This is a genomic window from Paenibacillus sp. FSL H7-0735 (assembly GCF_038008505.1).
In the GTDB taxonomy this organism is placed as follows: domain Bacteria; phylum Bacillota; class Bacilli; order Paenibacillales; family Paenibacillaceae; genus Paenibacillus_AQ; species Paenibacillus_AQ odorifer.
In genome coordinates this window covers 3,939,214-3,951,570 of the sequence record NZ_JBBOZH010000001.1, presented here as the reverse complement: position 1 = coordinate 3,951,570, position 12,357 = coordinate 3,939,214, and the positions used below count along the sequence as shown (strand labels likewise).

Here is a 12,357-nt window from a genome sequence, read left to right as displayed (position 1 = left end):
AATGGGTCAGGAATATGAACAAGGTAGTGTCACCACTTATGGGGAAACAGCAGAGGTTATTGCGAAATTGGGGATTTTACCGCTTGCTGCGCTCATCCCCGGGCACCCGTCTTTAAACGGCTTAACTAAGCCCGAGAATTGGCATACTGGAACAGATTTAGATCCGTGGTCATGGCGTGCGCAGTTTCCAGGTGAGGGCCTTGCAGGATACGGAAAGTTTATTAAGAAAAAGGCTATTTTGGTCTCAAGGGAGTGGTTCCCGGCATTTGTAGCAGCAGCAGGCAGTACCAAATCTATTGAAGAGCGGTATAAGGATGGGTTGGCTAGTAAAGAAGCTGTGACCTTGCTGCAGATTGTTCGTGAACATGAAGGTATTGATACACGTAAACTTCGGGCAGAGGCTGATATGAAGGCAAAAGAAAAGAAAACAGCCTTCGATAACGCGGTTACTGAGCTGCAAGGATCTTTAGATATGGTGATCTCAGGCATCAAGCAACGCCTGAATGATGAAGGTGAAGTAAATGGTTGGAGCAGTACCTCGTTCGAGACGGTCAGTCACTGGATGTCAGATAACGGTTTATCCGCTTTTGAAGGGGATAGAGAAGAGGCCATAGCTTGGATACAATCGAAGATGAACGGGGTATGGTCGCCTACAGCAATAGCTTGGACAAACAAAGCATTCTCATGGAATTAATAAAAACGGTTAATCACTACTCCATAGAGAGTGATTAACCGTAAGCGTTTTCCAATAAAGTTATATCCATCACATTAAGGTTCCAACATAGGCGCCAAGTAAGCAATCAGGAAATACAAGAATCCAAAAAGCAGCATAACATAGGCAGTGTATTTAATAGCATTAGATGCAACAATTCTTGAATCTACCGGTGGTTGAATTTCTAGCTGTTCTTCTTCGATGCTGTCAACTTCTTTGGATACTGGGTCTCTCAACATGATAATCCCCTCCTTGGAAATTCAATCCTTAATTGTATTGTGACATATTTGTGAACGGAAATCAACAATAGTGTGAACGAATATTGAACATTTATTCAAATTTGGGCATTTTACCACCAGAAATGTTGTTGTTAAAACAAAAACAACCCGCTTACTCTCTAATTAGAGAGCTAAGCGGGTTGTTTGAAGTTGGTTCTATCTAGGATCTAACGGGTGTTGTTTAAGCCTTAAGCCCAATCCCCATTACGGAAGATAGGTACTGTTGTTCCATCATCGTTAATTCCGTCAATATTCATTTCAGGAGAGCCCATCATAAAGTCAACATGGGTATGGCTTTGATTCATTCCTTTTTCCAACAGCTGTTCCTTAGTCATCGTAATTCCTTCTTGAATTGTGAAGGCATAAGCTGCACCTAAAGCCAAATGACAGGAGGCATTCTCATCATACAACGTAGTGTAATAAAGAATACCGCTCTCAGAAATCGGAGAGTGGAAAGGTACCAAAGCAACTTCGCCAAGATAGGAAGAGCCTTCATCCAGCGCGATTAGTGATGCTAAAGTTTCAGCGCCTTCTTCAGCAGTAAAATCAATCACTTTACCGTTCTCAAAGGTCAGCGTGAAGTTATTGATTAGATTGCCGCCGTAGCTAAGTGGCTTAGTGCTGCTCACTTTACCATTAATACCAGACTTCAAAGGGGCAGTAAACACTTCTTCCGTAGGAATATTGGCTAAGAAAGGGACGCCCTTACCGTTCACAGCTCCAGCCTGACACCAGATGTGTCCTTCCGGCAACTCAATAGTTAAATCTGTACCAGGTGCTGTATAGTGCAGCTTGCGAAACTTACTTTCATTCAAGGAAGAGCAACGAGTTTTGAGTCCATCTAAATGGCGGCTCCATGCTTCAATAGGATCGTCCTGATCCGCACGTGTGGCTTTAAAGATGGCATCCCATAACAGTTCAACCTGCTGCTCGGATGGAGCGTCAGGGAACACTTTTGCAGCCCAAGAGGCTGATGGGAAGGCAAGACCGCTCCAGCTCGCATGATTTCCCATTAAGTACTCACGATATGGCGCTAGGGTCTGCCCAGAGATACGCTGATTATCGGCAATTCTTCCAGGTTCAACGCCTTTTAAAAGATCCGGGTCAGCAGAGATAATGGTTAGAAATGCCGCTCCCTTTTTAGCAAGATCCTCTAATTCATCGGCTTGCCACTGCGGCGGCTCCAGGAAGGAATCGGATGGAGCAAGATCATATCGTGTACGTAATACAACTTCATCACTATAATTCACCTTTACAAGTCTCGCGCCGGCTTCATAGGCTTTACGAACCACAAGTCGCACAAGCTCTGCGGATACAATATCTGCATTCACAACGAGTGTCTGACCCGGTTGAATATTAACGCCAATCTTCACGGCCAGCAATGCGTAATTCTCCAGCTTTTGCTTGAAATCCAACATAGTTTCTATTCCTCCCAATATCCTGTATCTCTTGTGTGCTTAAATTAGAACGCCCAGTTTCCATTCAGGAAGACAGGTTCTTCAGTTCCATCAGCAGTTATCCCGTAAATGTTCATCTCAGCTGACCCGATCATGAAATCCACATGGGTTACACTATTGTTGAGGCCATGCTCAATTAACTGCTCTGGATTCATATCTTTACCGCCTTCTAAACAGAAGGCATAAGCCATACCTATAGCAAGGTGATTAGAAGCATTTTCGTCAAACAATGTGTTGTAATAAAGAATGTTGGATTCAGAAATAGGGGATTTATGAGGAACCAAGGCAACTTCCCCTAAGTATTTCGCTCCTTCATCCATACTAATGAGGTGCTCTAGCGCTTCTTGACCTTGCTCAGCAGTAACACTTACAATACGGCCGTTCTCAAAGCTAATAGAGAAGCCATCGATGATGTTGCCGCCATGACTAAGTGGCTTTGTGCTTCTTACAGTGCCATTAACACCAGTTTTTAGTGGTGCAGTGAAGACTTCTTCGGTAGGCATATTGGCTACAAAAGAATGACCTTTTGCATTAATGCTGTCTCCTTGTGCCCAGATATGGCCTTCAGGAAGCTCGATGCTAAGGTCAGTGCCAGGTGCTATGTAATGCAGCTTTTTATATTTTTTTGCATTGAGTACATTTGCTTTTTGTTCTAAGGTGTCGAGATGCTCCTGCCATGCAGCTACTGGATCTTCACGGTCAAGACGCACGGTGTGGAAAATGGCTTCCCAGAGTTTATCTACACGTTCTTCGGCTGGAACCTCAGGGAACACTTTATCCGCCCAAGCTTGACAAGGAACAGCTACAATACTCCAGCTAACTTTGTCGGACATTTGCATTTCACGATATTTGGTGAGGGCAGCTCCACGTACTTTTTGAAAATTGGAGATACGTACTGGATCAATACCTTTAAGTGCATCAGGATCTTCAGCGATCACGTTAAGGATAGCCGCACCTTTTTCGGCGAATTCAGTCATTTCACCTGCGTACCAAGTAGGAGGCTGAGTGAATACCTCTGGCGCAGCGTGTTCAAACTGTTGGCGTGTAATGCTCGCATCACTCCAGTTCACCTTAACTAAACTTGCTCCGATGGTATATGCCTTAGCGGTAATTAGACGTACGAAATCAGCGGCAAGAATCGGTGCATTCACCACTAGAATTTGCCCGGGTTGAACATTAACACCTATTTGTACAGCTAAATCTGCATATTTACTAAGCTTAGCCTGAAAATCAGTCATTGTAATTTCCTCCATTTACTAATAGTTTAGTACTTTACAAGCATTGTACTAAATTATTAACCGCCGGATGAAAAAAGTCAATTACGTGGAATTTACAGAGCAAAGAGAAGGAATTACAATCATTTCAATGATATACTGAAAGGGTAGCTGATTTGATGATAGGAAGGAAGATAAGTGGATGAATTTAGAGATCGTAAGTGCTGAAATGAGCCGTAAAGAAGATAAAAGTTATGTAGGGAGGACTGTATTCACTCTCGAAAATCATAAGGCTCCATATGAAATTACTTTCTTCAGTACAAGAGGAACGGAATGGGATTACAGTCTAAGCTTTGCGGGTGAGCCTGGGAGCGAGGAACAGTTCTTAGAAACGGATGCATTGCTGGAGAATGACGATGATGTGTACAATCAGTTGCTGGATGCGGCACTTGATCAACAAGAAATCGTGGAAGAATAATACTATTATTGATATGACGCCAGCGGCATTATCTGGTAGCCGCTGGCCATATCATGACTATCCAATCGTTATCTTACCTTCTGGGTAACGATACAGTTCTTTACTACCTTTTGGTTTCAAAGCATAAGCAAGTGTAAGTGGTCCGGTCCGGCCCATAAACATCAGGATAATCACTAGAACCTTTCCTGCCGTAGTCAGTTCCGGAGTAAGGCCCATAGATAAGCCTGAGGTTCCAAAAGCAGATACAGCTTCAAAAAGTACAGTTAGAAATTCAGCGCTCTCGGTCAAGGATAATAACATCGTAGCGATGACAAGCAGCATAAGAGACATTAATGTGATGGTAAGGGCTCTATATACATTTTCTTTAGCGATCCGGTGGCGAAACATTACAATATCTTCTTTCCCCCGTAATCGTGCAGCTACCGCAGTAACCAGTACGGCGAATGTAGTGATCTTAATTCCTCCACCCGTCGACCCAGGTGCAGCTCCGATAAACATCAATAGAATCATCAGAAATTGTGTGGATTGCCGTAAAAGTGGAACTTCAATGGTGGTGACACCACCAGATCGCGGAGTTACCGCTTGTAAAAAGGTCGCCCAAAACTTTCCGCTTGCACTCAAGGGCTTCAGCGTAGAATTATACTCCAGTAAGAAAAACAGCCCCGCACCAATAATAATCAATATAAGAGAAGTCCAAAGAACAACCTTTGAATGAAGAGTGAGTCTTCTGCGTTTAGGAAAGTCCATAAGATCAGACAGAACGATAAAACCAATCCCTCCAAGAAATATGAGGCTCATTGAGGTGAAGTTAACAATGGGATCATTTACAAAACGAGTAAGTCCGCTAAAGGGTCCATGAATATCACCGAAGAGATCAAAGCCTGCATTATTAAAGATAGATATACTATGAAAAATCCCATAATATGCTGCTTTCCCAAAGGGCATATCCATCATAAACCTTCCAGCAAACAACACGGCACCCGACAGCTGAATAACAAGAGAATAGATCAGGACTCTACGGATTAAGAGTACAATTCCCTGCATCGAATTTTGGTTCATAGATTCTTGCAAAAGGATTCGCTCTTTCAAGGATATCCGTTTATTAAGGACCAAGGTAATCAAAGTAGCCATCGTTACAAAGCCTAATCCTCCGATTTGAAATAAAATGAGTAGAACAACTTGTCCGAAGGTAGTTAGCTGAGTTCCCGTATCAATGACTGCAAGACCTGTAACACATGTGGCTGAAGTCGCCATAAACAAGGCATCGATAAAGGATATTTGTCCGGATGTTGAGGAGACCGGGAGACTAAGCAGAAAGGTCCCGGCAGTGATAAGGATTAAGAATCCTAGTGATAAAACTTTGGGCGGGGTCATTTTAAAACCACCGAAGTTCAGGTTAGCCAATGTAATTCTCCTGACGTACGTGATATTGGAGTAATGCTCACAGAATTATAACACAACTTACCAGCCCTTCCCTAAATGGAGGGAGGTAATTGACATATTTTATCGAATTATTCTAGAATAACACCCTATCCGTCAACTTTAAAGAGGAGGCTTTCTTAATGATGATAAGTCCGATTCTGAATCAGATTGGTGCTGTTTTTATTCCGGTAAAGGATATTGAGAAATCTAAACAATGGTATTGCCAATTGCTTGGACTGCCACTAGATGGAGAGGTATTATTCGGCCATTTATATGTAGTCCCTATGCAGGGACCGGGCATCGTTTTGGACAGTAAGATTTACACCGCTGAATCTGTTCTAAACATCCCTTCGTTTCATCTAAACACCGAGGACATTGATGCTGCTTATGATTATGTAAAGGCCAACGGAGGAGAGATTCTGACGGATATCGAACATGATCATTGGTTTAATTTTAAAGATCCCGATGGAAATGTGATTATGGTCTGTCGTTGTTAAGCGTTATATAGAAGGGAGTAGACGAATGATAAGAGAAGCTGTGCCCAAAGACGCTATCAATATTGAAGAACTATACCGGATTTTGCTGCCTGAGCATCCAGCTATCTATGTATCCCCTGAGCGACTGAAGCAGATAGCAGATCATCCGGATAGTTTTCTTTATGTGTACGAAGAACAAGGAATAATTGTCGGGTCGTTACATCTTCATTTTTGTATGGATGCTTTGTGTGACGATAGGCCCTTTGCTGTTATAGAAAGAGTTATTGTGGCTGAAAAAGTACGAGGAAAAGGGTATGGCGCAATGCTAATGAGACATGCCGAGAATGTAGCAATCTCCAAGGGAGCCCTTAAGATTATGTTAGCAAGTGCTGCAAAGAGAGAAGAAGCGCATCGTTTTTACGAGCATCTAGGTTATGATGGCAGCTCCAGCAAGTTGTTCAAGAAGTATTTATAGTTATTTACGATTGGAAGTGATGATATGATGGTTACACTTAGAGAACTGGTGCCGGAGGATGCAGGTGAATTGCTTCGACTTCAGCATCAGTTAGACCAGGAGTCCAAATTTATGTTATTGGAACCGGATGAAAGACAAGCTAGTCTTTGTCAGGTCAAAGAAATGATCGAAAGCTTTCTGGTAGCAGAAACTTCAATTCTTATAGGGGCAGAGGTTGACAATCATTTGGCAGGTTACTTGTCTGTTAGAGGTGGAAGTGTTAGACGTAATAGACATAGCGCGTACATAGTGATTGGGATTCAGAAACAATATCAGGGGAATGGGATTGGAGCTGGCCTGTTCCGTGAGATGGACATCTGGGCTATGAACAATGGGATTGTTCGTCTTGAGTTATCCGTCATGACCCATAATCAAGCTGCTTTGGCGCTATATATCAAGAACAGGTTTGAAATCGAAGGGACGAAGCGGAAATCTCTTATTATCGATGGTGAGTGGGTGGACGAATATTATATGAGCAAAATTCTCCCAAAAGAAAAAAGGATAGAGGATCAGATTTAATCTGATGACCCTATCCTTTTTTTTATGAATAAAGGTTATGATTTCGTAATTTATGATGATTCAGTGTTGCTTGATTGTTCGATAACAACTTCAACCTTGCGGACACGGTATCTGTTCATCTCGCGGATGGTCAATGTTACATGGTCACGAACAATACTTTTGCCAATGGCTGGATCGGTAATATGACTGTATACCCAACCTCCAACTGTGGTCACTTCTTCATCTTCGAAATCAAGCCCTGTAAGATCCTTGACCTCTAACAGAGATACCTTACCATCGAATAGATAGTTAGTATCGCTTATTTTTTCGACTTCTCTGCGTTCATCACCGTCAAACTCGTCACGGATTTCACCAACGATTTCTTCCAAAATATCTTCAATCGTGATGAGACCGGATGTTCCACCATATTCATCAAGCAGCAAGGCAATATGCACACGCTCCAACTGCATACGAGTTAGAAGATTCTTGACTGGTGTCACCTCAGATACTGTCAGTACGGGTTGAATTAAGCTGTGGAAATCAAAATCAGGATTGTTATCATACTGCAAATAGAGCTGTTTCGTGTTGATCATTCCGATAATATTATCCTTGCTGCCTTGTGCCACAGGGAAACGAGTATATTGCTCCTTGCGGATAATTTCGAAATTTTCTTTCAACGAATGATTGGTAAAAAGACATACCATATCGGTTCGCGGAACCATGATTTCTTTGGCGAGCATCTCATCAAAAGTAAAGATTCGGTTAACATAGCCATATTCGGCTTTATTGATTTTCCCACTTTCGTAACTCTCGGACAAGATCAAACGAATCTCATCTTCACTATGCGCGTCTCCATGCTCACTAGCTGGTTTCATCCCAAAAAGTCGAACAAGCATATTAGCGGAACCGTTCATGAACCAAATGAGAGGGTACAAAATTCTGTAGAACCAAATAATCAGCGGTGAAGTAATTTGACCGATTTTTTCCGGAATGTTTATAGCTGCCGTCTTCGGAGCAAGTTCTCCGACAACGACGTGTAAGAATGTTGCAATGATGAATGCGAGTAAAAACGCAAGAGGGTGACTCACACTAGAACTGATATTGGCCCAGTCGAAAATAGGAAGCAATAACTGTTCGAATGCAGGTTCTGCCAGTGCACCAATACCCAGCGCAGTGATAGTAATCCCGAGCTGACAAGCGGATAAATAGCCATCGAGATTAGCGGATACCTTCTGTACTGCTAAGGCATTCTTCTTTCCGTCAAGCACCATTTGACTGATCTGGCTACCTCTAAGTCTCACCAATGCAAATTCTGTTGCTACAAAAAAAGCGGTTAAAATAATCAAAATAACCACCAACGTCAAACTAAGTCCTATACCCATATAATCTTTACCATCCCTTTCGTTCCTAAAATAGGTTATACTCATTATTATGAGTTCTTATGAACTATTCTACGAACTTTTCAGTAAAATATCAAATGGTGGAGGGAAACAGATATGGAATCATTTGCATTGACTCGTGTGGAGATGTCCAGTCTACTGCTCTCATTGACCGGATTGTCAGACCGGAAACCGCTGAATATCCTCCAAGAGGCATGGGCAAAGTTTCACCGTGAAGAATTACAAAAGGGGACTTCGTTACCCGCTTTTTTATCAACCAATGTTCCACCCATATTACAAAAGATCATTAAAGGCGGCCATGTAAAAGGCTTTTCACTTGGTGAAATTGCTTCATTGGGCCATCTTATAGAGTATTCCACATTGACCGTCACAGCTATGCAAAATTGGGTCAAGCGCGACTTCAAGGAATATCTCGGTTCGCCTAAAGAAGGAAAGAAATATTCGGTTAATCAGGCGGCGCTTTTGTTTATTATTGATGATCTCAAATCAGCCCTTAACTTTGAAAGTATTCGCCAATTGTTCCAGCTAATGTTCCTAAAGCCGGATCGCGATGATGATGATCTAATTGAACCGGCCAAGCTGTATTACGCATATGCAGGGCTTTTTGAGGAGATCAAAAGCAATCCATCGATTCAGACGCAATGTAAAGTAGATCAAGTGTTGCACAAGGAGTTCTCTTGGAAAGAAGATACCTCGTTAAAAAGCTCTATAGATCGTGTAATTAACCGGCTGACACATTTGTCGAGAGCGCAGAGAGAATCCGTTCGTAATATGCTGCTTATCGCTACAATTTCTGTGCAGACCTGTTATTTTCAATCGCTGGCTAGGCAATACTTTAATGCTGCTTTATTTCTTGATTTTTGAGCACTTCAATTTTAAAATGTATAAGTGAAACAATCAAAAGTAAGTTTTATTAGTTAGCAGGTTGAAATAAGGGGGCTTCGAAGTGAATCAAATGACACTGCTGCGGAATCCGAAACAAAGGAAATTACTCTTCAGCGCTGGCTTGAGCTGGATGTTCGATGCGATGGACGTCGGAATGATTTCTTTTGTTGTAGCAGCTTTAGCTAAGGATTGGAATCTGGGACCGGAGCAGATCGGTATATTGACTAGTATTAATTCCGTCGGTATGGCTGTAGGTGCTGCAGCGGCAGGGATATTAGCAGACCGCTTTGGTCGTAAACCGGTATTGCTGTGGACACTCCTTATTTTCTCGGCGGCAAGCGGATTATCTGCATTTGCAACAGGCTTTGCGATCCTCTGTGTGCTTCGTTTTATTGCTGGGTTTGGTCTTGGCGGAGAGCTGCCTGTCGCTTCTACCTTGGTCTCAGAGAGCATGCCTGCTCAGGAGAGAGGCCGTGCGGTTGTGCTTTTGGAGAGCTTTTGGGCAGTCGGTTGGATTGCATCTGCATTAATCGCGTTCTTCATTATCCCTGATTATGGCTGGCGTATAGCTTTCGGAATTGGGGCTGTACCTGCACTCTACGCTTTATATCTAAGACGGGCGATTGATGATTCACCGAAATTTGCTGAGATTAAAAAGGCACCCGTTTCCTTAAAGAAACGAATCGCTACCGTATGGTCGCCAGAATATCGCCGTTCTACAATTATGTTGTGGATTTTATGGTTTACGGTGGTGTTCTCGTATTATGGCATGTTTCTATGGCTGCCTACAATTATGGTACTTAAAGGCTTCAGCTTGGTCAAAAGCTTCGAGTATGTGCTTATTATGACGCTCGCTCAGCTGCCTGGATATTTTACTGCCGCTTACTTTATTGAAAAGTTCGGACGTAAATTTGTCCTAGTCATCTATATGCTGTTCACTGCGGTTAGCGCTGCATGGTTCGGAAATGCGACTACTGAAGGAATGCTGATGGCTGCCGGAATTTGTTTATCCTTCTTCAATCTTGGCGCTTGGGGTGGCATGTACGCTTATACGCCAGAGCTGTACCCAACGGCTATTCGTTCCACAGGTGCTGGTTTAGCAACGTCCTTTGGCCGGATTGGGGGCATTATCGCACCTTTGCTGGTAGGGGTTCTAGTAGGTAAATCTATGGCGATTGGCTCGATCTTTATGTTATTTTTTGTAACGATTATTATCGGTGCATTAGCGGTATTGTTCCTTGGCAAAGAAACAAAGGGAACCGAGCTTCTCTAAAGTGTGATTCTGCATTACATACTTGATGTTAATCTATCAACAATGCTAAAATATCAAGGAGAAACGATGTTGTCGTCCTGTATGGATGACCACTACTATTACGTAAGAACAAAACGGTTCCTTCACAGTTGTGAACAGGACCGTTTTTTTACATTAATCCTTATTTATAAGGACGGAGCGATCGCACATGAGTAATGATAGGAAGCAGCCGCATTTCACAGAATTAGTCTGGGAAAGTACGGAACAAAATGTACCGATTCCGCCGCGAAATTCCCCTGAACCGCTGTTGTCTAAGTCATCTTCAACGAATAGAGGCAAAACGAATTCATCCCCTGAACCATCATTACAGCTGCAGCTTTGGGATACAGAGATGGAAACACCGGAGCCTGTGACTACCACCGAAGGGCAGTTCGTAACAAGAGCGAAGGAATTGGTTGATAAAACTGAGGATTCAGCGCTATTTGTTCCTTTTAAGAGTTACTGGCCTACATATGGCCATATGACAGGCACGCAGAGCAGATGGTATTTCTATTGGCGGAATGAAGTTAGACAAGGCAGATATCTGAAAACAGATCTTTCTTATATTTTTCTGCATGTATATGAGCTTATTAATGGTGTGGGGTGGACTGATCCTTATGATGGCTATAGGCAGCTAAATCAGATCTGGGAAGCTTACCGGGAAAGTTATAAACGCTTGGATCAATATCTTGGCGGCTGGATCGCGGACTTCTCTTTTGTACATCACTTGGATGTCCCGCTTTCTATCATTGTGGCTCGTTCACGTGGTCTTGCAGGAGATCTGGCGGAACTTGAATTAATGAGAGGCTTGACCGCAGCGCCTGAGCAACTAACCTTTGCAGTATTAACGGCAATGTCGGACTATGATATTAGTAAATCCAAGTTCTACATCGGAGAAGGCAAAGAAGCTCTTGAACAATACATTCCGCAGGTCGTGGCGTTAATCAATGCTTATGTCACCCGGAAACACGGCTCCAATCTAGTTGAAATGTTTCCACCTGGACCAGCGGTGATGCGGGAGCGTTATTTATTCCGAAGTGCCGTATATGACATTTCATTATATGGCTATTCTGTTCTTATACCGGTTGTACGTATTAGTAAATCTCCACCACTTCGCAGTCTGATTACCAGGCTATTTCGTCTGACTGAGAATAAACTACGGGAACTGATGGGCTACCGCGGACGACTTAAAGGTGTTAATGTGGATGCCGATATGGACGATTTGATCACTCGTTTTCTAAAGCGTGAGTACCTTAAAGAGACGCAGGAAGACAAGGGACCGGCAGTCGTCATAGATCCGGAGAAGCTAGAACGCCTGCAAAGTGATTCTGAAATTGTACGGACGATGCTTACGGTTGAGAATATGGACGAGCAGGAAGATTACGAGGATAGCGAGATCGATGTAACTATCGATGAAATCGGTCCAATAAAAGACAGCAAGGAAGAATTGTTGCCTGTAGATGTGATTGAAGAAGCTCAAGTGGTTAACATAGGGTCGGAGGCAGAACAGTTTGCCAATGCTTTAAATCCACTACAACGGGAAGCACTGCTTGCTCTTTTGGATGAGGATGGAAGTCAATCTATGCTGAAGCTGGCTGCTGCCAATGGCACGATGTCAGAGCTTTTAATTGATGAGATTAATGAAATCGCAATGGATATTCTCGGTGATCTGATCATTGAGGGTGAAGACATTGTTGAGGAATATATCTCTATGCTGCGCAATATTTAATGA

Annotated in this window: 13 protein-coding genes; 8 read left to right on the top strand and 5 right to left on the bottom strand. The window is 42.9% G+C overall.

Translation table 11 applies throughout. The annotated features are described in order from the left end of the window. The first annotated feature begins 1 nt into the window (after position 1). Positions 2-694: an AlkZ-related protein gene (locus NSS82_RS17875; RefSeq protein WP_036676892.1), complete on the top strand. Its 693-nt coding sequence runs from the start codon at positions 2-4 to the stop codon at positions 692-694. A gap of 74 nt (positions 695-768) precedes the next feature. Here NSS82_RS17875 and NSS82_RS17870 read toward each other — a convergent pair whose 3' ends face one another. The 3 genes from NSS82_RS17870 to NSS82_RS17860 all read right to left on the bottom strand — a co-directional run bounded on the left by NSS82_RS17870 (position 769) and on the right by NSS82_RS17860 (position 3,685). Continuing rightward, positions 769-951, bottom strand: coding sequence for a hypothetical protein (locus tag NSS82_RS17870; RefSeq protein WP_036676895.1), 183 nt, complete (start codon positions 949-951; stop codon positions 769-771). Between the two features lie 227 nt (positions 952-1,178). Next, positions 1,179-2,408, bottom strand: a complete 1,230-nt coding sequence (locus tag NSS82_RS17865; protein ID WP_076143602.1) for an aminopeptidase — start codon at positions 2,406-2,408, stop codon at positions 1,179-1,181. 44 nt (positions 2,409-2,452) lie between these two features. Next, positions 2,453-3,685 (bottom strand): aminopeptidase, encoded by a 1,233-nt coding sequence (locus tag NSS82_RS17860; RefSeq protein WP_076273245.1) that lies wholly within the window; start codon positions 3,683-3,685, stop codon positions 2,453-2,455. 178 nt (positions 3,686-3,863) lie between these two features. Between NSS82_RS17860 and NSS82_RS17855 the strand changes: the two genes are divergently transcribed. Beyond that, the gene (locus NSS82_RS17855) at positions 3,864-4,139 is read left to right on the top strand and encodes a hypothetical protein (RefSeq protein ID WP_038571400.1); all 276 of its coding nucleotides are present in this window, start codon (positions 3,864-3,866) and stop codon (positions 4,137-4,139) included. Between the two features lie 57 nt (positions 4,140-4,196). Here the strand turns inward: NSS82_RS17855 and NSS82_RS17850 are convergent, their stop codons facing one another. Then, entirely contained in the window at positions 4,197-5,513 is a 1,317-nt protein-coding gene (locus NSS82_RS17850; protein ID WP_036677378.1) for a TrkH family potassium uptake protein, read from the bottom strand. Between the two features lie 191 nt (positions 5,514-5,704). Here NSS82_RS17850 and NSS82_RS17845 point away from each other — a divergent pair, with 191 nt between their 5' ends. From NSS82_RS17845 to NSS82_RS17835, 3 genes are read left to right on the top strand one after another with little or no spacing between them, the layout of a single operon-like run. Beyond that, positions 5,705-6,058, top strand: coding sequence for a VOC family protein (locus NSS82_RS17845; protein WP_036677380.1), 354 nt, complete (start codon positions 5,705-5,707; stop codon positions 6,056-6,058). A 25-nt stretch (positions 6,059-6,083) separates the two neighbouring features. Next, positions 6,084-6,512, top strand: coding sequence for a GNAT family N-acetyltransferase (locus tag NSS82_RS17840; protein ID WP_076273244.1), 429 nt, complete (start codon positions 6,084-6,086; stop codon positions 6,510-6,512). A 24-nt stretch (positions 6,513-6,536) separates the two neighbouring features. After that, positions 6,537-7,070 (top strand): GNAT family N-acetyltransferase, encoded by a 534-nt coding sequence (locus NSS82_RS17835; RefSeq protein ID WP_076273243.1) that lies wholly within the window; start codon positions 6,537-6,539, stop codon positions 7,068-7,070. Positions 7,071-7,120: 50 nt separating this feature from the next. Here the strand turns inward: NSS82_RS17835 and NSS82_RS17830 are convergent, their stop codons facing one another. Continuing rightward, positions 7,121-8,431 carry a hemolysin family protein gene (locus NSS82_RS17830; RefSeq protein ID WP_036676912.1) on the bottom strand — a complete coding sequence of 437 codons (1,311 nt, stop codon included), beginning with the start codon at positions 8,429-8,431 and terminating at the stop codon, positions 7,121-7,123. Between the two features lie 114 nt (positions 8,432-8,545). Between NSS82_RS17830 and NSS82_RS17825 the strand changes: the two genes are divergently transcribed. The 3 genes from NSS82_RS17825 to NSS82_RS17815 all read left to right on the top strand — a co-directional run bounded on the left by NSS82_RS17825 (position 8,546) and on the right by NSS82_RS17815 (position 12,354). Further along, the gene (locus NSS82_RS17825) at positions 8,546-9,313 is read left to right on the top strand and encodes a DUF1836 domain-containing protein (protein ID WP_036676915.1); all 768 of its coding nucleotides are present in this window, start codon (positions 8,546-8,548) and stop codon (positions 9,311-9,313) included. 91 nt (positions 9,314-9,404) lie between these two features. Beyond that, positions 9,405-10,607 (top strand): MFS transporter, encoded by a 1,203-nt coding sequence (locus tag NSS82_RS17820; protein WP_076273312.1) that lies wholly within the window; start codon positions 9,405-9,407, stop codon positions 10,605-10,607. A 187-nt stretch (positions 10,608-10,794) separates the two neighbouring features. After that, positions 10,795-12,354 carry a TerB N-terminal domain-containing protein gene (locus NSS82_RS17815; protein WP_076273242.1) on the top strand — a complete coding sequence of 520 codons (1,560 nt, stop codon included), beginning with the start codon at positions 10,795-10,797 and terminating at the stop codon, positions 12,352-12,354. The last annotated feature ends 3 nt before the right edge of the window (positions 12,355-12,357 follow it).

Coding starts and splice junctions, on each gene's coding strand:
- NSS82_RS17875 (WP_036676892.1), top strand. CDS start 2: ATGGGTCAGGAATATGAACAAGGTAGTGTCACCACTTATGGGGAAACA.
- NSS82_RS17870 (WP_036676895.1), bottom strand. CDS start 951: ATGTTGAGAGACCCAGTATCCAAAGAAGTTGACAGCATCGAAGAAGAA.
- NSS82_RS17865 (WP_076143602.1), bottom strand. CDS start 2,408: ATGTTGGATTTCAAGCAAAAGCTGGAGAATTACGCATTGCTGGCCGTG.
- NSS82_RS17860 (WP_076273245.1), bottom strand. CDS start 3,685: ATGACTGATTTTCAGGCTAAGCTTAGTAAATATGCAGATTTAGCTGTA.
- NSS82_RS17855 (WP_038571400.1), top strand. CDS start 3,864: ATGAATTTAGAGATCGTAAGTGCTGAAATGAGCCGTAAAGAAGATAAA.
- NSS82_RS17850 (WP_036677378.1), bottom strand. CDS start 5,513: ATGACCCCGCCCAAAGTTTTATCACTAGGATTCTTAATCCTTATCACT.
- NSS82_RS17845 (WP_036677380.1), top strand. CDS start 5,705: ATGATAAGTCCGATTCTGAATCAGATTGGTGCTGTTTTTATTCCGGTA.
- NSS82_RS17840 (WP_076273244.1), top strand. CDS start 6,084: ATGATAAGAGAAGCTGTGCCCAAAGACGCTATCAATATTGAAGAACTA.
- NSS82_RS17835 (WP_076273243.1), top strand. CDS start 6,537: ATGATGGTTACACTTAGAGAACTGGTGCCGGAGGATGCAGGTGAATTG.
- NSS82_RS17830 (WP_036676912.1), bottom strand. CDS start 8,431: ATGGGTATAGGACTTAGTTTGACGTTGGTGGTTATTTTGATTATTTTA.
- NSS82_RS17825 (WP_036676915.1), top strand. CDS start 8,546: ATGGAATCATTTGCATTGACTCGTGTGGAGATGTCCAGTCTACTGCTC.
- NSS82_RS17820 (WP_076273312.1), top strand. CDS start 9,405: ATGACACTGCTGCGGAATCCGAAACAAAGGAAATTACTCTTCAGCGCT.
- NSS82_RS17815 (WP_076273242.1), top strand. CDS start 10,795: ATGAGTAATGATAGGAAGCAGCCGCATTTCACAGAATTAGTCTGGGAA.